Source organism: Oceanimonas marisflavi, assembly GCF_003049725.1.
Taxonomy (GTDB): domain Bacteria; phylum Pseudomonadota; class Gammaproteobacteria; order Enterobacterales; family Aeromonadaceae; genus Oceanimonas; species Oceanimonas marisflavi.
In genome coordinates, this window is record NZ_QAGM01000005.1 from 118,178 (window position 1) to 140,944 (window position 22,767).

Annotated in this window: 19 protein-coding genes and 4 tRNA genes; 15 read left to right on the forward strand and 8 right to left on the reverse strand. The window is 60.5% G+C overall.

Going from position 1 to position 22,767, the window contains the following annotated elements:
- Window positions 1-3: 3 nt before the first annotated feature.
- The 3 genes from DA373_RS05060 to pssA all read left to right on the forward strand — a co-directional run bounded on the left by DA373_RS05060 (window position 4) and on the right by pssA (window position 4,383).
- Entirely contained in the window at window positions 4-912 is a 909-nt protein-coding gene (locus tag DA373_RS05060) for a DMT family transporter (protein ID WP_107851252.1), read from the forward strand.
- 66 nt (window positions 913-978) lie between these two features.
- A complete protein-coding gene (locus DA373_RS05065; RefSeq protein WP_107851253.1) occupies window positions 979-2,769 on the forward strand; it encodes an aminopeptidase P family protein in 1,791 nt (596 codons plus the stop codon).
- Between the two features lie 264 nt (window positions 2,770-3,033).
- The gene (gene pssA, locus DA373_RS05070) at window positions 3,034-4,383 is read left to right on the forward strand and encodes a CDP-diacylglycerol--serine O-phosphatidyltransferase (protein ID WP_107851254.1); all 1,350 of its coding nucleotides are present in this window, start codon (window positions 3,034-3,036) and stop codon (window positions 4,381-4,383) included.
- A 102-nt stretch (window positions 4,384-4,485) separates the two neighbouring features.
- Here the strand turns inward: pssA and DA373_RS05075 are convergent, their stop codons facing one another.
- On the reverse strand, window positions 4,486-5,838 hold the full coding sequence (locus tag DA373_RS05075) for an MATE family efflux transporter (protein ID WP_269801414.1): 1,353 nt from the start codon (window positions 5,836-5,838) through the stop codon (window positions 4,486-4,488).
- A gap of 197 nt (window positions 5,839-6,035) precedes the next feature.
- On the opposite strand from DA373_RS05075, the gene DA373_RS05080 reads away from it, so the two are divergent.
- The 4 genes from DA373_RS05080 to DA373_RS05095 all read left to right on the forward strand — a co-directional run bounded on the left by DA373_RS05080 (window position 6,036) and on the right by DA373_RS05095 (window position 10,674).
- Entirely contained in the window at window positions 6,036-6,329 is a 294-nt protein-coding gene (locus DA373_RS05080; RefSeq protein ID WP_094201861.1) for a co-chaperone GroES, read from the forward strand.
- Between the two features lie 32 nt (window positions 6,330-6,361).
- A complete protein-coding gene (gene groL, locus DA373_RS05085; RefSeq protein WP_107851255.1) occupies window positions 6,362-8,008 on the forward strand; it encodes a chaperonin GroEL in 1,647 nt (548 codons plus the stop codon).
- A 213-nt stretch (window positions 8,009-8,221) separates the two neighbouring features.
- The gene (locus DA373_RS05090) at window positions 8,222-8,719 is read left to right on the forward strand and encodes a molybdopterin-binding protein (RefSeq protein WP_107851256.1); all 498 of its coding nucleotides are present in this window, start codon (window positions 8,222-8,224) and stop codon (window positions 8,717-8,719) included.
- Window positions 8,716-10,674 carry a phosphodiesterase gene (locus DA373_RS05095; RefSeq protein ID WP_232821195.1) on the forward strand — a complete coding sequence of 653 codons (1,959 nt, stop codon included), beginning with the start codon at window positions 8,716-8,718 and terminating at the stop codon, window positions 10,672-10,674. Before DA373_RS05090 ends, DA373_RS05095 begins: the two co-directional genes overlap by 4 nt.
- On the opposite strand, the gene priC is transcribed toward DA373_RS05095, so the two are convergent.
- Both priC and epmB read right to left on the reverse strand, forming a co-directional pair.
- Window positions 10,658-10,966: a primosomal replication protein PriC gene (gene priC / locus DA373_RS05100; RefSeq protein ID WP_107851257.1), complete on the reverse strand. Its 309-nt coding sequence runs from the start codon at window positions 10,964-10,966 to the stop codon at window positions 10,658-10,660. The genes DA373_RS05095 and priC overlap by 17 nt on opposite strands.
- Window positions 10,967-10,975: 9 nt before the next feature.
- Window positions 10,976-11,995 carry an EF-P beta-lysylation protein EpmB gene (gene epmB, locus DA373_RS05105; RefSeq protein ID WP_107851297.1) on the reverse strand — a complete coding sequence of 340 codons (1,020 nt, stop codon included), beginning with the start codon at window positions 11,993-11,995 and terminating at the stop codon, window positions 10,976-10,978.
- Window positions 11,996-12,035: 40 nt separating this feature from the next.
- On the opposite strand from epmB, the gene efp reads away from it, so the two are divergent.
- Window positions 12,036-12,602 (forward strand): elongation factor P, encoded by a 567-nt coding sequence (efp, locus tag DA373_RS05110; RefSeq protein WP_107851258.1) that lies wholly within the window; start codon window positions 12,036-12,038, stop codon window positions 12,600-12,602.
- A gap of 116 nt (window positions 12,603-12,718) precedes the next feature.
- Here efp and DA373_RS05115 read toward each other — a convergent pair whose 3' ends face one another.
- Window positions 12,719-13,762 carry a GMP reductase gene (locus tag DA373_RS05115; protein WP_107851259.1) on the reverse strand — a complete coding sequence of 348 codons (1,044 nt, stop codon included), beginning with the start codon at window positions 13,760-13,762 and terminating at the stop codon, window positions 12,719-12,721.
- 222 nt (window positions 13,763-13,984) lie between these two features.
- Between DA373_RS05115 and DA373_RS05120 the strand changes: the two genes are divergently transcribed.
- Both DA373_RS05120 and epmA read left to right on the forward strand, forming a co-directional pair.
- Window positions 13,985-14,401: a VOC family protein gene (locus DA373_RS05120; protein WP_107851260.1), complete on the forward strand. Its 417-nt coding sequence runs from the start codon at window positions 13,985-13,987 to the stop codon at window positions 14,399-14,401.
- Window positions 14,402-14,440: 39 nt separating this feature from the next.
- Window positions 14,441-15,415 carry an elongation factor P--(R)-beta-lysine ligase gene (gene epmA / locus DA373_RS05125; RefSeq protein WP_107851261.1) on the forward strand — a complete coding sequence of 325 codons (975 nt, stop codon included), beginning with the start codon at window positions 14,441-14,443 and terminating at the stop codon, window positions 15,413-15,415.
- An 80-nt stretch (window positions 15,416-15,495) separates the two neighbouring features.
- Here the strand turns inward: epmA and DA373_RS05130 are convergent, their stop codons facing one another.
- From DA373_RS05130 to rsgA, 4 genes are all read right to left on the reverse strand, one after another.
- Window positions 15,496-15,984, reverse strand: a complete 489-nt coding sequence (locus DA373_RS05130; RefSeq protein WP_107851262.1) for a DUF4136 domain-containing protein — start codon at window positions 15,982-15,984, stop codon at window positions 15,496-15,498.
- Between the two features lie 74 nt (window positions 15,985-16,058).
- Window positions 16,059-19,373 carry a miniconductance mechanosensitive channel MscM gene (mscM, locus tag DA373_RS05135; RefSeq protein ID WP_157953682.1) on the reverse strand — a complete coding sequence of 1,105 codons (3,315 nt, stop codon included), beginning with the start codon at window positions 19,371-19,373 and terminating at the stop codon, window positions 16,059-16,061.
- Between the two features lie 30 nt (window positions 19,374-19,403).
- A complete protein-coding gene (asd, locus tag DA373_RS16270; RefSeq protein WP_157953683.1) occupies window positions 19,404-20,264 on the reverse strand; it encodes an archaetidylserine decarboxylase in 861 nt (286 codons plus the stop codon).
- 15 nt (window positions 20,265-20,279) lie between these two features.
- Window positions 20,280-21,314, reverse strand: a complete 1,035-nt coding sequence (rsgA, locus tag DA373_RS05140; RefSeq protein ID WP_107851263.1) for a small ribosomal subunit biogenesis GTPase RsgA — start codon at window positions 21,312-21,314, stop codon at window positions 20,280-20,282.
- 89 nt (window positions 21,315-21,403) lie between these two features.
- On the opposite strand from rsgA, the gene orn reads away from it, so the two are divergent.
- The 5 genes from orn (at window position 21,404) to DA373_RS05165 (ending at window position 22,557) form a co-directional block, all read left to right on the forward strand.
- On the forward strand, window positions 21,404-21,949 hold the full coding sequence (orn, locus tag DA373_RS05145) for an oligoribonuclease (RefSeq protein WP_107851264.1): 546 nt from the start codon (window positions 21,404-21,406) through the stop codon (window positions 21,947-21,949).
- 165 nt (window positions 21,950-22,114) lie between these two features.
- Window positions 22,115-22,190 (forward strand) — tRNA-Gly (locus DA373_RS05150).
- A gap of 49 nt (window positions 22,191-22,239) precedes the next feature.
- Window positions 22,240-22,315: transfer RNA gene (locus DA373_RS05155), tRNA-Gly, on the forward strand.
- A 45-nt stretch (window positions 22,316-22,360) separates the two neighbouring features.
- Window positions 22,361-22,436: transfer RNA gene (locus DA373_RS05160), tRNA-Gly, on the forward strand.
- Between the two features lie 45 nt (window positions 22,437-22,481).
- Window positions 22,482-22,557: transfer RNA gene (locus tag DA373_RS05165), tRNA-Gly, on the forward strand.
- The last annotated feature ends 210 nt before the right edge of the window (window positions 22,558-22,767 follow it).

Here is a 22,767-nt window from a genome sequence, read left to right on the forward strand (position 1 = left end):
TATATGAAGAATCAGAAAAAAGCCTATCTTTACGGACTGGGTGCGGTGGCCTGCTGGTCCACCGTGGCCAGCGCCTTCAAACTCTCGCTGGGTTATTTTGAACCGGCCCAGCTGCTGCTGGTGGCCACCATCAGCTCGCTGCTGCTGCTGCTGGGCCTGCTGGCACGTCAGGGCAAGCTGCACCTGCTGGGGCGCACCTTCAAACAGAACCCCGGTTACTACGCCCTGCTGGGGCTGATTAACCCGGCGCTCTATTATCTGGTGCTGTTTCAGGCCTACGACCTGCTGCCAGCCCAGCAGGCCCAGACCCTCAACTACACCTGGGCCATTACCCTTACCCTGCTGGCGGTGCCCTTTCTGGGCCAGACCATTCGCCGTCAGGACTGGCTGGCCATCGCACTCGGCTATTCGGGGGCCATGGTCATCGCCACCAAGGGGGATCTGCTCAGCCTGAATTTTGAAAGCCCCCTGGGGGTGGCGCTGGCGCTGGCCTCCACCCTGCTGTGGGCCGGCTACTGGATACTCAACGCCCGCAACCAGGCCGATCCGCTGGTGACCCTTACCCTGAGCTTTTTGCTGGGGCTGCCGGTGATAGTGGCGGCCACCGCCTGGTTGTCGGACTTTTCCCTCACCGCCTGGCAGGGCTGGGTGGGCGCCATTTACGTGGGCCTGTTTGAAATGGGCTTTGCCTTTGTGATGTGGTTGCTGGCCCTGCGCCACGCCGAAAACACCGCCCGCATTTCCAACCTGATTTTTATCTCGCCCTTTGCTTCTCTGCTGTTGCTGCGGCTGCTGGTGGGCGAGCAAATCTACCCGGCCACCCTGGTGGGGCTGGTGATGATAGTGACCGCCCTGCTTATTCAGCAATGGCGCCCCCGCCGGCGGTTTGCCAAGCCCTCGGGCGCGGAGTAGAGTGAGCGAAATACGGCGAATGCCGGCCCGCGCCATCCATTTTAAATATCTCGTTAAGGAATCAATATGCTCCACGCCCAACGCCTTGCGAATGTCCGTGACGACATGCGGCAACAGCAACTGGACGCCTTTATCGTGCCCCACGACGACGAACACCTGGGTGAATATATTCCTCCCTATGCCGAGCGCCTGGCCTGGCTCACCGGCTTTACCGGCTCCGCCGGTGCCGCCCTGGTGCTGGCCGGCAAGGCCGCGGTGTTTGTGGATGGTCGCTATACCGTGCAGGTGCGCCATCAGTGTGACAGCGCCCTGTTTGACTATCGCCACCTGATTGAACAGCCGATGCTCGATTATGTGCTGAGTGAGCTGGACGAAGGGGCCAGGGTTGGCTTTGATCCGCGCCTGCACAGCCGGGGCTGGTTTGATGCCGCCAAAAAGAAACTCGCCGCCGGCGGCCTGGAACTGGTGCCGGTGGAACACAACCCCATCGACCGGCACTGGCACGATCAGCCCGAGCCCGACATTCAGCCCGCCTTGCTGCTGAGCCAGGACTACAGCGGCCAGCACAGCGAGGCCAAGCGCAACCGCATAGCCGAACAGCTTGTCGCCAACCACATAGACGCGCAACTGCTGACCCAGGCCGAGCCCATCAACTGGCTGCTCAATATTCGTGGCCGGGATATTCCCTGTCTGCCGGTGGTGCTGGGCTTTGCCCTGCTGCATAGCGACGGAAGCGTGCAGCTGTTTGCCGAGCCCGCCAAGTTTGAAGATCTGGATCTGGCCGGTCACAGCGGCTTTAACGTGACTCTGGCCCCCATGCATGAGCTGGAAAACGCCCTGCACAAGCTGGGCCAGCAGGGTGCCCGGGTGCAGCTCGACCCCACCACCGCCAACGCCTGGAGCAGCCTGGTGCTGGAGCAGGCCGGCGCCGAACTGGTGTTTGCCGACGATCCCTGCATGCTGCCCAAGGCCTGCAAAAACCCGGTGGAAGTGCAGGGCACCCGCGCCGCGCACCTGCGTGACGGCGTGGCGGTATGCCGCTTTCTGGCCTGGCTGGATCGCCGCCTGACCCAGCCTCATCCGGAGCAGGAAGACGAAGGCACCCTGGCCGACCGGCTGCATGCGCTGCGGGCAGAACACCCCGAGTTTGTAGAGCCCAGTTTCAGCACCATCTCGGCCCTGGGCCCCAATGCGGCCATGTGCCACTACCACCATGGTAACGGCACACCGCGAAAGCTGGGCCAGGACGCCATCTACCTGGTGGACTCCGGCGGCCAGTATCTGGACGGCACCACCGACATTACCCGTACCGTGGCGGTGGGCGAGCCCGACGGTGACATCGCCAAGCTGTTTACTCTGGTGCTGCGCGGCCATATCGATCTGGCCTGTGCCCGCTTTCCCGCCGGCACCGGCGGCCTGCAGCTGGACGCCCTGGCACGCATGCCGCTGTGGCAACAGGGCTACAACTTCGACCACGGCACCGGCCACGGCGTGGGCCACTTTCTCAGCGTGCACGAAGGTCCCCAGCGCATTTCCCCCAAGGGCAGCACAGTGCCGTTAACCACCGGCATGATAGTGTCCAACGAGCCCGGTTATTACCGGGAAAATGCCTTTGGCATTCGCTGCGAAAACCTGGAAGTGGTGCAGCCCGCCAGCACCGACGGCGATATTCCGGTGTTCGAGTTTGAAAACCTCACCTGGGTGCCCTTTGACCGCCGCCTGATCGACACCACCTGGCTGGAAGCCAGACACATTGACTGGCTGAACGACTATCACGCCGGCGTGTGGGAAAAGATCAGCCCGCAACTGGCCGGCGAGGATCTCACCTGGCTGGAACAGGCGACACGACCTCTTTGAGGGATTAGGGAATGGGGCAGGCAACACCGCGGCTTCACGAAGCGGCAGCGGGGATTGCCGTAGCCGACCGTCACATGCCAGGGAAGGCATGTGCCGAGCGCCCCAAGGATGGGCTCGCAGCGTGTCGGCGTAGCGCAACCGCGCTGTCGCTTCGCATTGCGTTGGGCGAGGGGTTTGCTGCCCTTCCCACTAATTCAGTAAACTGCACCGAATCTTGTCGTTTGAGTATGGTCTTGGGCGGCAATGTCATTAACCAGGTTCATTATGCAACTAGCCAATTATTACCGAAGCCTGCTGCAGCGTCTGCCGGCCCTGTCGGTGGATGCCGAACAGGTGCGGGTGCTGCACTCCGCCGCGGCCTTCAAGTCCCGGCTGCTGGCGCTGATTGCCTCGGCAAAAACCCGCATCTGTCTGGTGGCGCTCTACCTGCAGGACGACGATGCCGGCCGGGAAATTCTCACCGCCCTGCACGAGGCCAAGCAGGCCAATCCGGCGCTGGATGTGCGCCTCTATGTGGACTTTCACCGGGCCCAACGAGGGCTGATTGGTCATTCCGGGCAGGGCGGCAACCACCTGATGTATCAGGAATTTGCCGAACGATACGAGCACCCCATAGCCATTCACGGGGTGCCGGTCAAGGGCCGGGAGCTGCTCGGTGTGCTGCACCTCAAGGGCTTTGTGTTTGACGACACCCTGCTCTATTCCGGCGCCAGCCTGAACGACATCTACCTGCACCAGAATGGCCGTTACCGCTTTGATCGCTACCACGAGATCACCGACGCCTCCCTGGCCGAGGCCATGATTGGCTATGTGGATCGGCTGTTCGCTCAAAACCCGGCGGTGCCGGCACTGAACCAGCCCGACATTCCCACCGCCCGACGGCTGCGCCAGCCCATTCGCCAGTTTCGTCATCAGCTGCGCCGGGGCCAGTACCAGTTTGAACACCAGCCCCGCCGTCAGGGCGAGGTGGCCATTACCCCTCTGGCAGGCCTGGGCAAGCGCGGCAACAAGCTCAACCGGGCCATTCGCACCCTGGTGCGCGGCACCAAAGAAAAGCTGTTTGTGTGCACCCCCTACTTCAACCTGCCCAAATCCCTGGCCCGGGACATTCGCAGTCAGCTCAAAAAGGGCCGGGACGTCACCCTGGTGATCGGCGACAAGACCGCCAACGACTTTTATATTCCGCCGGAAGAGCCCTTTCGCACCATTGGCGGACTGCCCTATCTGTATGAGACCAACCTGCGCCGCTTTGCCCGGGCCAACCAGGGCTTTATCGACAAGGGCAAGCTCAACATCATGCTCTGGCACCACGACCGCAACTCCTATCACCTCAAGGGGCTGTTCGTGGACGACGATCTGGCGATGATCACCGGCAACAACCTCAATCCCCGCGCCTGGGGGCTGGATCTGGAAAACGGCCTGCTGCTGCAGGATCCGGAGCACAGGCTACAGGCGGCCTTTGAAGCAGAAAAGGCCAACATATTGCAGCACTGCCGGCGGCTGACCCACTTTACCGAAATCGAGCAGCTCAGCGATTACCCGGAACCGGTACAGCGGCTGCTGAAGCGGGTGCAGCGCACCCAGGCCAATGTGCTGCTGAAACGACTGCTCTAAATCAGGGACTGGGGATTAGGGAACAGGGACTAGTGGCCCCAGTCCCCAGTCCCCAGTCCCCAGTCCCCAGTCCCCAGTCCCCAGTCCCCAGTTCCCGGGTTTTCAACTCAGCGGATGACGAATTTTCCAGGGAAAGCGCCGCCAGGCGAACAGACAGGCGATCAGTCCCGTCAGCAAATTGGCCAGCAAAATGCCGGTAAAAATGCCCTCGGCGCCGGCCAGCCTGGCGCCCAGCCAGGCCAGGGGCAGCAGCAGGCCAAACAGCCGCACCCCATTCAGCAGCAGTGAAATCACCGATACCCGCAGGCCGTTCAGCGCCGCTCCCAGCAACATAAAACAGCCCTGCAGGCCGTAACTGAGAGGTACCAGCCGCAGATACAGCTGTAACAGTTCGCTTACCTCGGTACTGTCGGTAAACAGCCCGGCCAGCCAGGGGGCCAGCCACCACAGCACAATAAACACGCCCAGCTGAAACAGCAGGGCAAAGCGCATGGCCAGCAGCAGACCATGGCGGCTGCGCTGGTGCAGGCCGGCGCCGGTATTCTGGGAAATAAAGGGGGCCAGCACCGAGCTCAGGGCCATCATTACGATCAGCACCAGGGCTTCAATGCGCGAGGCGGCGCCGAAGGCAGCCACGGTTTCGGTGCCAAAATCGGCCAGCAGCAGCATCAGCAGGGCGGTGGCTACCGGGTTGAGCACGCTGGTAAAAGAGGCGGGAATGGCCACCTGCAGCAGCTGGCGCCAGTGCTGAAGCAATGGCGCCAGCGCAGGCCGGCGCCCGCTCAGCAGCCGCTCTCTATGTTGCAGCAGATACAGCGCCACCACCATGGCCATCAGCCAGGAGCAGGCGGAGGCCATGGCGGCGCCACGAATGCCCAGCGCCGGAAAGGGGCCCAGGCCAAAGATAAGCAGGGGGTCGAGTACACCATTGACCAGTCCGGCCACCAGCATGACCAGTCCGGGGGTGCGGGTATCGCCGGTGGCGCGAATGGCGGCATTGCATACCATGGGGAGCACCAGCATGGGGGAAGCGGCATACCAGATAAGCATGTAGTCGTGGATCAGCGGCATCAGTGCTGCTTCCGCCCCCAGCAGGGTAAACAGCGGGTCCAGGCTGGCCAGCCCGGCGGCGGCCAGCCCCAGCCCCAGCCCCAGCGACAGCAGCAGGCTGTCGCTGGTAAAGCGGGCTGCCTGATCATGGTGGCCGGCACCCAGGGCCTGGCCCAGGCAGGCCGACAGTCCGGCGCCCAGCCCCATGGCAAGGGAAAGCACCACAAAGGTCACCGGAAAGGTAAAGGTCACCGCCGCCAGCGGCTCGGTGCCCAGCAGTCCGATAAAAAAGGTGTCCACCAGATTGAACGCCTGGATCGCCACGATACCCAGCGCCATGGGTCCGGTCATGCGCGCCAGTTGCGGGCCTATGGGGGCGGTGAGCAGGGAATTGGAATGGGGCACGAAAAAACCTTGATGTTGCGGACGTCAGGCAAAGCACGGGGTTATGATAACGCCGCCTTGCCCATGATTTTAAAAAAAATGTGCATTCTACTCTTGAAGGCCAAAAATGCGTTCCCATATAGGAAAGCAACGGAACAAGTTTGCGGCCCATGGCCGTTTATCTAACAAGGTAACAACACTCAGCAGGAGAGTTATCGATGAACATTCGTCCATTGCACGATCGCGTCATTATCAAGCGTATTGAAGCCGAGGCCAAGTCGGCCGGCGGTATCGTTCTGACCGGCTCTGCCGCCGAGAAATCCACTCGCGGTGAAGTGCTGGCGGTGGGTAATGGCCGCACGCTGGACAACGGTGAAGTGAAAGCCATGTCCGTGAAGGTCGGTGACAAGGTGATCTTCAACGAAGGTTTTGGCGTCAAGACCGAGAAGCTGGACGGTCAGGAAGTTCTGATCCTGTCCGAAACCGACATCCTGGCAATCGTTGAAGCATAATCCGGTTCATCCACTTTTAAGGAAGATAAACAATGGCAGCTAAAGACGTAAAATTTGGTAACGACGCCCGCGTTAAAATGCTGAAAGGCGTAAACATTCTGGCCGATGCCGTCAAGGTAACCCTGGGCCCGAAAGGCCGCAACGTGGTACTGGACAAGTCCTTCGGTGCTCCCAACATCACCAAGGACGGCGTGTCCGTGGCCAAGGAAATCGAGCTGGACGACAAGTTCGAGAACATGGGCGCCCAGATGGTGAAGGAAGTGGCCTCCAAGGCCAACGACGAAGCCGGTGACGGCACCACCACCGCCACCGTACTGGCCCAGGCCATCGTCAACGAAGGCCTGAAGGCCGTGGCCGCCGGCATGAACCCCATGGATCTGAAGCGCGGTATCGACAAGGCCGTGGTACAGGCCGTGGCTGAGCTGAAAGAGCTGTCCGTGCCCTGTAAAGACACCAAGGCCATTGCCCAGGTGGGTACCATCTCTGCCAACTCAGACGAAAAAGTCGGCCAGCTGATTGCCGAAGCCATGGAAAAAGTCGGCACCGACGGTGTTATCACCGTGGAAGAAGGCCAGGGCCTGCAGGACGAGCTGGACGTGGTGGAAGGCATGCAGTTCGACCGCGGTTACCTGTCCCCTTACTTCATCAACAAGCAGGAAACCGGCACCGTTGAGCTGGAAGACCCCTTCATTCTGCTGGTTGACAAGAAAGTCTCCAACATTCGTGAGCTGCTGCCGGTACTGGAAGGCGTTGCCAAGCAGTCCAAGCCGCTGCTGATCGTGGCCGAAGACGTGGAAGGTGAGGCCCTGGCCACTCTGGTGGTGAACAACATGCGCGGCATCGTGAAAGTAGCCGGCGTCAAGGCCCCGGGCTTTGGCGACCGTCGCAAGGCCATGCTGCAGGATATCGCCATTCTGACCGGCGGTACCGTGATCTCCGAAGAGGTGGGCATGGAGCTGGAAAAAGCCACCCTGGAAGATCTGGGGCGTGCCAAGCGCGTAGTGATCAGCAAGGACAACACCACCATTATCGATGGTGTGGGTGAGGCCGATGCCATCAACGGCCGTGTGGCGCAAATTCGCCAGCAGATCGAAGAGTCCACTTCCGATTACGACCGCGAGAAGCTGCAGGAGCGTGTGGCCAAGCTGGCCGGCGGTGTGGCCGTGATCAAGGTGGGTGCTGCCACCGAAGTGGAAATGAAAGAGAAAAAGGCCCGCGTTGACGATGCCCTGCACGCCACCCGCGCTGCAGTGGAAGAAGGCGTGGTACCCGGTGGCGGTGTGGCCCTGGTGCGTGCCGCTTCCAAGCTGACCGAGCTGACCGGCGACAACGAAGATCAGAACGTGGGTATCAAGGTTGCCCTGCGCGCCATGGAAGCCCCGCTGCGCCAGATCGTCACCAACGCCGGCGAAGAAGCCTCCGTGGTGGTGTCCAAGGTCAAAGACGGCGAAGGCAACTTCGGCTACAACGCCGGTAACGACACCTACGGCGACATGCTGGAAATGGGTATTCTGGATCCGACCAAGGTGACCCGCTCTGCCCTGCAGTTCGCCGCTTCCGTGGCTGGCCTGATGATCACCACCGAAGCCATGGTGACCGACCTGCCGAAAGACGAAGCCCCGGCCATGCCTGACATGGGTGGCATGGGCGGCATGGGCGGTATGGGTGGAATGATGTGATCTGAATCACATTACATTTTGCCGGGAGCCGCTCCCAGCCTGTTAAAAACCGGACCGAAAGGTCCGGTTTTTTTTGACTCCGGGCCACCCGGTATGGCCTGTGTAAAATTACACTTCAGTTGCATCAAATGTTTTAGGTATGATGTCAGCCTGTCTTGACGGGGCTCAGTGAGTCTTTGCGGTTGTTCAGGATACAGGCTGAGGAGACAAAAAATGAAGTTGCTCGGCATTATCATACTGTGGTTGGTGTCGTTGAGGGGCTGGTCACAGGAGCCGGTGATCCTCACCATTTCCGGTAATATCGAGCTGGAAGGACGCTCTTATGAGCAGGTGGATTATACCCTGTCTCAACTTCAGCGCTTCCCTCAGAGGGAGATCACCACGGCCCACCCCTGGTCCGATCAAGCGCGGACCTACCGCGGGCCGGACTTGCGCACGCTGCTCAAGACGCTGTTTGCCCATGCCAGAATCAAAACCCTTTATCTTGAAGCACTTAACGGCTTCAGTGTGGCGGTAGACTGGCAGCAAGTAGCGCCTTATCAGCCAGTGCTGGCCTGGAGTGAAAATGGTCACCGGATGAGCCGGCGCGACAAGGGGCCGCTGTGGCTGATGTTGCCCTACGACCAGGCATCCGGGCTGCAGCAGGCTGAATTTCTTCATTACATGGCCTGGCAACTCAGATACATAAAAGTACGAACGGAATCCAAGTGAAGAGATTGTTTATTCCTGTTCCCGGCACGAACGCTCGGGGAGCCCTGCACATCCTGAAAAAAACCGTCATTCTGTTGCTGCTGTTATGCATGCTGTTGTTTGGCGTCGGTGCTGCTCATGCGCTGCTGGGTATTCGTCAGCACAACATTCTGCTGGAGCAACGCAATTATGAACTGCCCTGGTCCCTGATGCAGCTGAAACTGGAAATGATCCGCTTTCTTGATGGCGTCAGGCTGCTGCATGCGGGAGGTATGGAGCATGACGAGCTGATGTTGCGCTACGACATTCTATGGAGTCGCACGCCGGTACTGCTCAGTAACCAGCTCAGGGATACGCTTACCGACAGACCCGATCTGTGGTTACTGATCCAGCAGATCGAAAACCGGGTCAGGGCCATGGAGCCCATGGTTCAGGCCATGACTCCGGGTTCGCCCGATTATCAGCGGCTACTGGCCGAGCTCAGCCCCTATGTTGAGCCGCTGACCCGTACCATGACCGCGACCATGCACAGCAATGTGCTGTTCTATGCCGAGTATGATCAGGCCTACCGGAAGCTGGGAAGAGAGCTTTACATAAGCACGGCAGGCCTGGGAGTCTGTGTTCTGTTGCTGCTGATAATGCTGGGTGCCGAGCTGCTGGGCTATCGCCGCCGGCTGTTGCGGGATCCGCTTACCATGCTGCCCAACCGGTTTGCCCTGCAACACCGGCTGAATCATCTGATTACCCGTCATCAACCGTTCAGCCTGACTCTGCTGGAGCTGGAAGACTTTGCCCGTATTCGCCAGCAGTTCGGGTTTGAAGTGGCCGACCGGTTGAAACAGGCGCTGGCTGACCGCCTTGAGAAATATCTGCAGCCAGGGGAGCAAATGGCGGCGCTTGACCGTGAAGGGCTGGTAATACTGACAGAAGGCATGGTGGAGCTTGCCGAAGTGCGTAACCAGTTATCGCGTATTCGTCAGGTTTTGATCACGGCGGAGTCTGTCAATGGTCATGACTTCTATCCGGCACCGGTGATCGGCGTTGTTCTGTATCCGTCAGACGCAAACAACATGGTGGATTTGCTGGCCCGGGGTGAACTGGCGCTGGAGCTGTGCCGCCGGGATCAGCTGCCTTATGTGATTTTCGATCCGTCCATGCTCAAGGAAATGGAGCGCCGTCAGCAACTGGCCCGGGATCTGCCTGCTGCGCTGGAAAGCGATAGTCTGGGGCTGCGTTTTTATCCGCTGGTAACGCCTGCCGGCCATTGTGCCGGCTTGAGGCTGTCGCTGCAGTGGCGGCACCCCCGCTTTGGAGAAATTGGTGAAAGTGAGCTTGTCCGGGTAACCGAGCAGTATCAGCTGTCGGAGCGTTTGTTATTGTGGGCGCTGAGCCGTATCGGCGAGCTGATCCCCGACTGGCGCATGGCTGCTCCCGGAGTCTTTGTCAGCCTGCCGCTGCCGCCGTCGGTATTTCGCCCGTCGCTCAGAGAGCGGCTGCTGAGCACGCTGTCACGTCATGGACTGGAAGGAGATGCGCTGGTGCTTGAGATCACTGAATCCATGGTGATGCAGGCGGCTCAGCAGGCTCAGCCCATGCTTGATGATCTCTGTGCCCTGAATGTTCGCATGTTGCTGGCAGAATTTGGCTCCGGGTGCTCTCAGTGGGGGCAACTGACTCAACTGCCGCTACACTGGCTGCAGCTGGATGCGTCCTGGTGCAGTGGCATCGAGCACAGTGAAGCGGCAAGAGAACGGCTTGCCACCCTGTTTGAGTTGGCCCGGCTGCTTGGCGTTCCGGTTATTTGTTCGGGTGTGACCAGCGCAGCGGAGAGCAGTATTGTGAGTGCCCTGGGAAGCGAGGTGCTGTTACAGGGGCCCTTTATCAGCCCCTCACTGGCCACCATGGAGGTCAGGGAGTGGCTGGAAAACAGTGGCCCTGCTCGCTTGAGCGACTTCGACGTCAGTCGAGACGCATAAACTGACCCAGAGTGGAGGCCAGCACCTGGATTTTGTGCACCATGCGCGCCAGCTGCGCCTGGTATTCTTCTTCCGAGCAGGATGACAGCATCTCCAGCTCTTCCGCCAGCTCCGCCACATAGGGCATAAAGTGATCGGCACGGGTAATGAACTGACTGTCTTCGCGCAGCACGGCGCTGAACTTGGCCTGTCCTTTGGCGCGCAGGGCGGCCAGCTTCTTGTCGGCGTCTATGGCCTGGTGATACAGCTCTTTCAGGGTGTCGTTAAGCCGGTCAATTACCGAATCATGCATGGGAATTCCTTAACTGGGTTCAAGGCTCAAATCGAGAGGAGTTTTGCTTACTTCGCCGCCGATCTCCCGCACCAGCCGGGGCATCAGAAAGCCCGGCAGCCGGGCCAGCAGCTGTGCCATCAATGCCCGGGCCCGTTCATCGCTCACCGCAAAGTGTGCCGCCCCGGCAACCTTGTCGAGCTGGTGCAGATAATAGGGTAATACCCCGGCGTCAAACAGGCGCTCCGACAGCGCCTCCAGTGCGTCGGCGTCGTCATTGACCCCGGCCAGCAATACGCTCTGGTTCAGCAGAGTAATACCGGCCCGCTGCCAGCGCTGCAGACGGGTGGCTAGGTCATCGTCGATTTCATTGGCGTGGTTAACGTGCAGCACCAGCACCGGGCGTAGCCGGCTTTGCGCCAGGCGATCGCGCAGTCCGTTGGTGAGCCGCGCCGGAATGACCACCGGCAGCCGGCTGTGAATGCGCAGCCGGCGCAGGTGGGGAATACTTTCCAGCTCGTCCAGCAAGCGGGCGATATGCTCGTCTTTTGCCATCAGCGGATCGCCGCCGGAAAGGATCACTTCGTTGATTTCCGGGTGGCCGGCAATATAGTCCACTGCCGGCTGCCAGCCCCCCATGCCCGGGCTGTTGTCGGCATAGGGAAAATGGCGGCGAAAGCAGTAGCGGCAATTGATCGCGCAGCCGCCGCGCAGCACCAGCAGCACCCGGGAGCGGTACTTGTGCAGCAGGCCGGGCAGGGCGCTGTCGTGCTCGTCGAGCGGGTCGGTGACAAAGCCCGGCACCTCGGCGAACTCCTCGGCCAGGGGCAATACCTGGCGCAGCAGCGGATCCTGCGGGTTACCCTTTTCCATCTTGTCGGCAAAAGGGCGGGGCACGCGCATGGCAAACAGCCGGCGGGCGGCCAGCCCGGCTTGCCAGGGGGCGGCATCCAGCCCCAGATAGTCCAGCAACTGCTCGGGAGTGGTAAAGGCGCGGGCCAGCTCTTTTTGCCAGGGAATATGTAAATCGCCCCCGTTTAGGGGTATCATTGCCGGCATTTTCTGCAACTCTGTCAACTACGAGGGTAAAATGGCCTCCTATAGTACCAATGAATTCAAGTCCGGTCTCAAGATTATGCTGGACGGAGAACCCTGCGCCATTATTGAAAACGAATTCGTCAAGCCCGGCAAAGGACAGGCGTTCAACCGTGTGAAGATCCGCCGTCTGCTTAATGGCAAGGTGCTGGAAAAAACCTTCAAGTCCGGCGACAGCGTGGAAGCGGCCGACGTGATGGATGTGGAACTGGCCTATCTGTACAACGATGGCGAGTTCTACCACTTCATGAACAACGACACCTTTGAGCAGATCGCCGCCGACGAAAAAGCCGTGGGCGACACCAGACTGTGGCTCAAGGAGCAGGACGTGTGCACCCTGACCCTGTGGAACGGCGCCGCTATCTCCGTGACGCCGCCCAACTTCGTGGAGCTGGAAGTCGTTGAAACCGATCCGGGCCTGAAGGGTGACACCGCCGGCACCGGTGGCAAGCCCGCTACCCTGAGCACCGGTGCCGTGGTACGGGTGCCGCTGTTCATTCAGATCGGTGAAGTACTGCGTGTCGACACCCGTTCCGGCGAGTACGTGTCCCGCGTAAAATAAGCGATTTGCTTTACATATAAAAAACGGCGCCTTTCGGCGCCGTTTTTTATGGTGAAGAGTGAGGAGACCGGAGTGAGGTGAAAACGGTTTGCTTTTTACTCCTCACCCCTCACGTTTTACTCTTTGCCGTAAACGTTGTTTTCCTGTTCGCGCACGCGAATAAAGGTGGTGCGCTTGGTCAGCTCCTTCAGTCGCTGGGCGCCCACATAGGTACAGGTGGAGCGGACGCCGCCGAGCACGTCCTGCACTGTGTTTTCCACCGGGCCGCGATAGGCCAGTTCAACGGTCTTGCCTTCGGCCGCCCGGTACTTGGCCACGCCGCCGGAATGCTTGTCCATGGCGCTGGCGGAGCTCATGCCGTAGAACTTCATAAACTGCTTGCCGTCGCGCTCAATCAGCTCGCCGCCACACTCTTCGTGGGCCGCCAGCATGCCGCCCAGCATCACAAAGTCGGCGCCGCCGCCAAAGGCCTTGGCCACGTCTCCGGGACAGGTGCAGCCGCCGTCGCCGATGATCTGGCCGCCCAGGCCGTGGGCCGCATCGGCACATTCGATAATGGCGGACAGCTGAGGGTAGCCCACGCCGGTCTTGACCCGGGTGGTGCACACAGAGCCGGGGCCAATGCCGACCTTGACAATGTCGGCGCCGCACAGGATCAGCTCTTCCACCATTTCACCGGTGACCACGTTGCCGGCAATGATGGTGTGTTGGGGGCACTGCTCGCGTACGCGGGAAACGAAGGCGGCAAAGTGCTCGCTGTAGCCGTTGGCCACATCAATGCAGATAAAGCCCAGTTCATCGGACAGCGCCAGGATTTGCTGCAGCTTTTCAAAATCCTTGTCGGAGGTGCCGGTAGACACGATCACGTGCCTGAGCACCTCGGGGCCGGACTCGGCCACAAAGGCCTGCCATTGTTCCACAGAGTAATGCTTGTGCACCGCGGTCAGCATCTCGTGACGGGCCAGGGCACGGGCCATGGCAAAGGTGGCCACGGTGTCCATGTTGGCGGCGATGACCGGCACGCCGGACCAGCGGCGACCTGAATGCTTAAAGGTGAACTCCCTGTTCAGCTCGACCTGAGAGCGGCTGTTGAGGGTGGAGCGCTTGGGGCGAAACAGCACATCCCTAAAGCCCAGTTTCAAGTCTTCTTCGATACGCATTGGTATTACCTCAGTAAATGACAGGCATAAAAAAACCGGGGGTTTTTTAGGCCCCCGGTTTTCAGCATTCTAGCCACGGCGAACTTTTTTGCAACTATTCCTGACTACAAGTTCAGAAATATTGCAGCCTTGTTTGCGCTGAGTCCGGGGCGGGGAACCAAAGGCTTCAGTTTCGGTCAAAATTACGCCATTATTGGCCAAATCGTGAAATGGAGTAACGCCATGTTCAGGGTGCTTGGGCTGGATCATCTGGTGCTGCGGGTGCGCAATCCCCAGCGCATGCTGGATTTTTATTGCAGGGTGCTGGGCTGCTGCCTGGAACGTGAAAAGGGAGAAATCGGCCTCTACCAGCTGCGCGCCGGCGATCAACTGATCGATCTGGTGGATATTCGTGGCCCGCTGGGTGGCGACGGCGAGGCTGCCGATCAGTGCCGGGCCAACATGGATCACTTTTGCCTGCGCATCGATCCCTTTGATCCCGATGCGCTGCTCAATTACTTCAGCCTGTCGGGGGTGATCTGCGAGCCGCCGGCACTGCGCTACGGCGCTCAGGGCGAAGGCCTGTCCATCTATCTGTTCGATCCGGAAGGCAACCAGATCGAGCTGAAAGGCGAGCGCGGGGCTGCCAGTCGCGACTGATTCACAGTACACTCGGCGTTTTTTGCAGAGTGTCTTTTTATGATGACGTCATCCTGGTTCCCCACCGCCGAGTTTTCCCTGTTGCGCCGGCGTGCCGAACTGCTGGCGCAGGTTCGCGACTTCTTTGCTGCGTGCGGCGTACTGGAAGTCGACACCCCCACCCTGGCGGCGGCCGGCGTGACCGATGTGCATCTGGAAAACTTCGTTACCCGCTTTACCGGCCCCGGCATGGCCGGGGGCCAGGATCTCTACCTGCAGACCTCGCCGGAATTTCACATGAAACGGCTGCTCGCCGCCGGCAGCGGGCCCATCTACCAGATCTGCAAAGCCTACCGCAACGAGGAGTCGGGACGGCTGCACAACCCCGAGTTCACCATGCTGGAATGGTACCGGCCGGGTTTTGATCATCACCGGCTGATGGACGAAATGGCCGAGTTGCTGCGGCGGGTGCTGGGCTGTGACGAGCCCGAGCGGCTGAGTTATGCCGATGCCTTTAAGCAAACCCTGGGGGTGTGCCCGCTGACCGCTTCCCTGAACGAGCTGCGAGCCGCCGGCCAGGGGCTGGGCGCCGACGACCTGCTGGCTTGTGAAGACGACAGGGATACCCTGTTGCAGCTGCTGTTTGCCCTTGGGGTGGAGCCGGTCATCGGCCAGAACGTGCCCTGCTTTGTGTATGACTTTCCCGCCAGCCAGGCGGCGCTGGCCCGCATCAGCCCGGCGGATGCGAGGGTGGCCGAGCGCTTTGAGGTCTATTTCAGGGGGATTGAGCTGGCCAATGGCTTTCATGAACTCAGTGATGCCGCCGAGCAGCGGGCCCGCTTTGAACAGGACAACGCCCAGCGCCGGGCGCGGGGGCTGGCGGAAAAGCCGGTGGATGAATACCTGCTGGCGGCGCTGGCGGCGGGCCTGCCCGACTGCGCCGGGGTGGCGCTGGGCATCGACCGGCTGATCATGCTGGCGCTGGGAGCCGAACGGCTGGAGCAGGTGGTTGCCTTTCCTGTCACCCGAGCGTGACACTGGGCAGCAGAGGCTGCCGTGAGGAGACAGGAGTGAGGGGCTAGCGGTGTTTCTCCTCACTCCTTACCTCTTACTCCTCACTGTTCAGGGGGGTAATTTTCCAGCAGCTCGGCCACCTGTTGGCTGATCTTGTCGCGGCGGGCGGTGCCATGCACGCCGTCACCAGGAAAGGCGTTGGGATGGCGGCTTTGCCACAGCACTCGCCCCGAGCCGGGCTGCTCCAGCCACAGCACCAGATGCAGCTCGCGCCGGGCGCCATAGACCCGTTCTTCGTCCCAGAAGCCATGGCGGCCGAACATGCTGGGCATGGTGGTCAGCAGCCGTACATTCTCATCCAGCCGGTAATTCAGCCACAGCGAAGCCTGCTTCGGCTCGGTGAGGGTAAGACCACGGGTGGGCAGCAGGTCTCGTGCGGCATCGGCAATGCGGGCGCCGTCCAGTGAGGTGGTATCCATGTCCGGTGCCAGTGCCACCGTATCAAAGCGGCTGAAGTCGGTATCTTCCGCGTAATCGTAGGGGGCGGCACAGCCGCCCAGCAGCAGAACAAGGGCAAGGATCCTTAACATGGCAGCCTTCAGGTAGCTTGGGGCCAACACCCAAGTGTGGCCCGGCTTGCTGCCCTGTGCAAGTCAGCCCGGCGCTACCCCCGGGATCCTGCCGGTTTCAGAGACAGGCCCTGCTCGCCCACCAGCCGAATATCCACCTGCTGATGCGGAATGCGGATATCGTGACGGCGCAGCCGCTCCAGCAGCAGGTTGTGCAGCTCGTGAGTCATGGGCATGCGGTGGCCCATGTCGTTCACATAGACCCGCACCTCGTATACCAGCGCCGAGTCGGTCAGCTCCACCAGAAAGGCCTCGGGCACCGGGTTGTCGAGAATAAGACTGCATTCATCAATGGCTTCCTGCAGCAGTTGCTGCACCAGCTCCACATTCGCGTCCAGCCTCACCCGCACATAGAGTTTGACCCGTGTAATGGCATCCGACAGCGACCAGTTGACGAACTGCTCGGTAATAAAGGCCTTGTTGGGCACGATAATCTCCCGTCTGTCCCAGTCCACTATGGTGGTGGCCCGGGTCTTGATTTTGGAGATGGTGCCGGTGAGATCCCGAATGGTGACGGTGTCGCCGATGCGAATGGGCTTTTCAAACAAAATAATCAGGCCCGACACGAAGTTGGCAAAGATCTCCTGCAGGCCAAAGCCCAGGCCCACCGACAGCGCCGCCACCAGCCACTGCAGCTTGGACCAGTCGATGCCCAGCATGGCGAAGGTGGCAAAGGCGCCGAAGACCAGCACCAGGTATTTGGATATGGTGGTAATGGCAAAACCGGTGCCGGGAGACAGATCCAGATGCTGCAGTACACTCAGCTCCATCAGCCCCGGCAGGTTGCGGGCGGTGATCAGCGTTAACACCACCAGAAACAGGGCGATCACCAGATCCTTGAGCGAGATCGGTACCAGGCTGTCTTCCCCGGCCAGGCTGCTGGACACATGCCAGACTTCGATGCTGTCGAGAAAACTGAAGGCGGTGTTGATCTCCGACCACAGCAGCATCAGGGTGAGAATGTAGCCCAGCATCAGCACAGATCGCAGCAGCCCCAGCGACTGAGCGCTGATGGTATCCAGATCCAGCTCGGCCACGGCAGCGGCCTCGGCTTCCGGACTGGGCGGTGTTTCCTGAGGCTCGTCCCGCTCTTTTTCCTTGCGCTGGGCCAGGATCTCGGCGCGGCGGGCCTTGGCCCGCTCAAAGGCCAGTCGGCGGCGTTGCAGCAGCATCCAGCGCCGTACCGACAGGTAGGCCATGACAAAACCCAGCCCCGCCAGCACCGAAAACTCCAGCTGGCGCAACAAGGTATGAGCGGTAAACAGATAGCCCATGACAGCGGCGGCCAGAGCCAGCAAGGGGGCGGTGATCAGCAGACCCCACAGCAGGTGATTGGCCAGGGTCAGGTGTTCCTGACGCGGTGCTGACACCAGCAGCGGCATGTCCTGGCGATAAAGCCGCCAGGAAAACAGGCTCATCAGCAGGCAGGTATACATAAAGGCCAGTCGCCCCAGGGTCTCATAGAGAGAAAATTCCCTGAATTCCCGTGAGGTATAAAGCAGCAACAGCATGGGCAACAGGCTCAGCATCAGGGTACGGAACTGTCGCCACACCCGCCGCGCCTGCTCGGCGGGCAGGTTGAAATGCATCACCAGCAGGCCCCTGGGCAGGGTGAGGTTACCCACCAGCAGCAGAATAAAGACCGGCATCATCAGCTCGCGCAGTGCCGCCGCCAGTGACACGACGATGGGCGGGGCCAGGGGCGAGTCGATGGCGTGAGACAGCAGCGACAGCAGCGCCGGCAGTGGCAGAGCGGTAAGCAGGCTGAGCAGCAGGGTATTGAAGGTATAGTTGTATTTGTCCTGGGTGACATTGCCGATGCGCGGGCTGATGCGGGTCAGATAATCCCGCAGGCTGCGCCGGCTCAGCAGCCAGAGATAGAGCACCACCATGGTGCTGATGCCATACAGGGTCAGGCTGGCCCAACCCTGTTGCTGCAGGGCCCGGGGCAGCGCGGTCCAGGTGGCGGTGCGGGTCAGCCAGTCCAGGGTTTCCAGCATGGCAGCGGGAAAATTGCTGCCAATGGGACGCAGATCCGGCAGCCAGAACAGCCGCTCTTCGGTCAGTGCGCGAATTTCTTCCAGCTGACCGTTTTGCCGGCTGTAGGCCACCTTGAGCCGGGTCTGTTCGTGGATCTGGTTGTCGGTTACTGCCAGCAGCCGCTCCAGCAGCCGCCCCCGGGTGGTGAGCAGCTCTTCGAGCAGCAGTTGCTGTTCTTCACTCAGATCCTGCTCCAGGGTCAGCAGCCGGTTGCGGTAGCTGTTGTTGGCAATGTCATCCAGACTTTCCTGATAGCCGTAGCGATCCACCCGGCTCTGCACGATACGGGCTTCCAGCTGGGGCAGCGGGTAGGGGGGAGGCAGTTCACTCAGCCGGTTGCGCAGGTTCTCGCCAAAGCCCCGGCTGACCTCCAGCCACTCCAGTTGCTCCTTCAGGTTGTTTTTAAGGGTGTTCAGCTCGGCCACGGCGCTTTCCACCGCCTGATTTTCCAGCTGCAACGACTCTATGGTACGGCTGCGCTCGGCCAGGGTGGCTGACAGTTGCTGATTGCGCTCCTGCTCCCGGGCAAGCAGGGGAGAGTCGGTTTCCACCTCGTCGAGCAGCCGTTCGCTTTCGGCAATGGCTGCCTCGGTGGTGGCCCGGCGCAGCTCATTCTGCCGGTTTTGCAAGGCGTCGATGTACTGGTCGAGATCGGCCAGCCGGCTTTGCAGTATTTCCAGCCGCAGCTTGTTGAGTGCGTCCCGGTTGCCCGACGACAACTGCTCCAGCTCCAGCATCTGAATGCGCCGCTGCAGGGTCTGCTCCCGCACCATGGCCAGCATGCGGTTGGCGTTCTGTTGCCGGCTCTGGTTATCGGTGAACTGCATCTGATCCAGGCTTTGCTGGGTCTGGCGCAGCTGCTGGCGCAGCTCATCGAGCTGGTTGTGCAGGCCACTGTTGCTGAGCTCCTGCAGGTTCAGGGTGTTGGTCAGCTCTTCCCGCTGGCGCCTCAGCTCCAGCCGCCGGGCCTGGGCATCCACCAGCGCCTGGTCGAGATCCGGGCCGTCGAGCAGAGGTACACTTTCGGTAGAGGTGCTTTTGAGGTTGGCCTTTTGCTGCTCCAGTTTTTTCAGCGCCGCCGGATATTCGTCCATGAACTTGCGCAGGCTGTCGGTCTGCTGGCGGTAGCGATCTCCTTCGCGCACCAGTTGCAGCGCCTGATTGTAGCTGTCGCGCAGCTTTTGCAGCTCGGGTTTGTCCCCTTCCGGAATTTCCTTCAGCAGGGCTTCAATATCGGCCACGCTCTGATCCGCCGGCACCGGGGCCGGCAGCAACAACAGCATGAAAAACAGCAGAATGGGGGCAAACACGGCGGCTTCTCTCTGTGGAGCTGGTTTACGTTATGGTTTCACAAGGCGGCCGAACTCGGTGCCCATGCGGGTGGGCGTGCCGGGTACAAGCTGCTCGCTCAGGGCTACCTGGCCGGGGCCAAACAGGCACACCACAGTACTGCCCAGCTTGAACCGGCCCATTTCCTCGCCCTTGGCCAGGCGCGGTGCGGTGTCGGTGTCGTAGTCCCAGCGCTGCACCCGCTTACCCGGGGGCGGGGTAACGGTGCCGGCCCAGACGGTTTCAATGCTGGCGACGATGGTGGCGCCCACCAGCACCATGGCCATGGGGCCGGCCTGGGTATCGAAAATACACACCACCCGCTCGTTGCGGGCAAACAGCTCGGGCACCCGTGAAGCGGTGAGCGGGTTCACCGAGAACAGCTCGCCGGGCACGTAGATCATGGTTCTGAGCACGCCGTCCAGGGGCATGTGAATGCGGTGATAGTCCCGGGGGGCCAGATAGATGGTAGCAAAGTCGCCGCCGATAAAGGGCGCTGCCAGAGCCTTGTCGCCGCCCAGCAGGGCGCGGGCGCTGAAATCGTGGCCCTTGGCCTGAATGATGCGGCCCTGCTCAATGGGGGCGAGCTGGCTGATGGCGCCGTCCACCGGCATGGCCAGCAGGTCATCGCCTTTCACCAGCGGACGCACGCCCTCCTTTAACGGGCGGGTAAAGAATTCGTTGAAGCTTTTGTAGTGGCCCGGATTCGAATGAGCGGCCTCGCTCATGTCTACCTGGTAGCGACGAATAAACTGTTTAATCAGCCACTGAGTAAGGGCGCCGGCCTCGGCGGCGGCGAGCTTGCCCACCAGGCGGGACAGCAAATGCTTGGGCAGCAGATATTGCAGCAAAATCTTGAAATGGTCTTTCATTCTGAATTCACACAGTCAGGAGTTGGGATGATAGCGGTCAGGCTTGTCCGCCATGGCGTTCATAATGCGGTGGTAACTCTCGAGTCGCTCCGGGTGAATGCGGCCGTCGGCGGCGGCCTCCTGCAGCAGGCAACCGGGATCGGTACCGTGCTTGCAGTCGCGAAAGCGGCAGCCGCCCAGGTAGTCGCGAAACTCGCGAAAACACCAGGCCACTCGCTCGGGCTCCAGATGCCAGAGGGAAAACTCGCGAATGCCGGGGGAGTCGATTAATGAGCCGCCGGTGGCAAAATGATACAGACGGGCGGTGGTGGTGGTGTGCTGACCCAGGCCCGAGTTGTCGGACACGGCGCCGGTCTGGGCCTCGACATCGGGCATGATGGCGTTGACCAGAGACGATTTGCCCACCCCGGACTGGCCCACAAAAATGCTGGTGTGACTGCTCAGTGCCTGTTGCAGTTCATTCAGGCCCTCGCCGGTGTCGCAGCTCACCAGCAGTACCCGGTAGCCGATGTCGCGGTAGCGCTGCAGATCGCGCTCGGCGTCATGGCGCAGCTCGTCGCTCAGCAGATCCACCTTGTTGAGCACCAGCATGGGGGGCATTTCCACGTCTTCGGCGGCCACCAGGTAGCGGTCGATGATGTGGCAGCTCAGCTCCGGCAGCACCGCAGACACCACCACAATCTGGTCGATATTGGCGGCCACCGGCTTGATGCCGTCGTAATAATCGGGGCGGGTCAATACGGTGGTGCGCGGGTGCACGGCCTCCACCACGCCGCTGATGCCCTGCAGGGCATCGGTGCCCGGTCGCCAGACCACACGGTCGCCGGTCACCAGCGAGCCAATGGTGCGGCGCAGGTTACAGCGATGGATTTCGCCTTCGCTGTCTTCAATATCGGCATGCTGGCCAAAACGGCTGATCACCACGCCTTCCTGGGGCGGGCCCAGCAGGGTGTCGTCGATCACCTCGGCCTTCTGTTTTTTCAGCCGGCGGCTTTGGTTGTCGCTTACGCGGCGTTTCTGGCCTTTGCTCAGGCGTCTCTTCTTGGTCACGCTGTCCTCGAACCTGTTTTCACTGCCGGCTATGATACACTTTCCCGTTCAACCTTGTCCTTATTTGCCAAGCCGCAGGAAAGCAACCCATGAGCCAAAGTACCGAAAACCTGGTGTGGATCGATCTGGAAATGACCGGTCTGGAGCCCGACGAACACCGCATTATCGAGATTGCCAGCATCGTTACCGACAAGGAGCTCAATATTCTGGCGGAAGGCCCGGTACTGGCCATTCACCAGAGCGAGGCGGAGCTTGGCAAGATGGACGACTGGAACGTGCGCACCCATACCGGCTCCGGCCTGGTGGCCCGGGTGCAGGCCAGCACCGTTACCGAAGACGAGGCGGTGGCGCAGACCCTGGCGTTTTTGCGCCAGTGGGTGCCGGAAGGCAGCTCCCCCCTGTGCGGCAACTCCATCGGTCAGGACCGGCGTTTTCTGGCCCGTCACATGCCGGAGCTGGAAGCCTTTTTCCATTACCGCAATGTGGACGTGAGCACCATCAAGGAGCTGGTGCGTCGCTGGCAACCGGCGTTGCTGGAGCAGTTTACCAAGAAGGGCAGCCACCAGGCCCTGGACGATATTCGCGAGTCCATTGCCGAGCTGCAGTTCTATCGCCAGCATGTGTTTACCATCTGACCCGGAATCCGGCGCTTTTTGAGCGTTTGGTGACATTTTCGGCAGTTGAAAATCACCGTTAAAAAAAGGCTTGCATTCGATCGGCGCGTGCTTATACTACGCCTCCCGTAGCCAAGGGGAAATGCGAAGCAAGCCACTGGTTACGATAGACTGATGACAGTCAGTGCGGGAATAGCTCAGCTGGTAGAGCACAACCTTGCCAAGGTTGGGGTCGCGAGTTCGAATCTCGTTTCCCGCTCCAAATTAAAAAACATGGGTCACCAGGCCGGTGTTTGAAAAAGTTAAAATCTGCGGGAATAGCTCAGCTGGTAGAGCACAACCTTGCCAAGGTTGGGGTCGCGAGTTCGAATCTCGTTTCCCGCTCCAAATTACAACGATAACGTTTCACCAGAGCGCTATCTAAAAAGTTTTGCGGGAATAGCTCAGCTGGTAGAGCACAACCTTGCCAAGGTTGGGGTCGCGAGTTCGAATCTCGTTTCCCGCTCCAAATTACAACGATAACGTTTCACCAGAACGGTATCTAAAAAGTTTTGCGGGAATAGCTCAGCTGGTAGAGCACAACCTTGCCAAGGTTGGGGTCGCGAGTTCGAATCTCGTTTCCCGCTCCAATTTAAAAAGCCGACCTCAGGGTCGGCTTTTTGCTTTTCGGAATTGGCGTTTTACTGCGTTCGGTCTTGTCATCCCTCCTCGTTGCCGCATTCACTCTTCTTGAGCTGGCCTTTTTCAGGCGCCGTTGTCCGTGCTTTGTTCGGCGGTGACAGGATTGTGCTGGCAGGGCGGGAGTGGTCAGCTTGGCTTCTTTAGAGTCTTACTTTTTG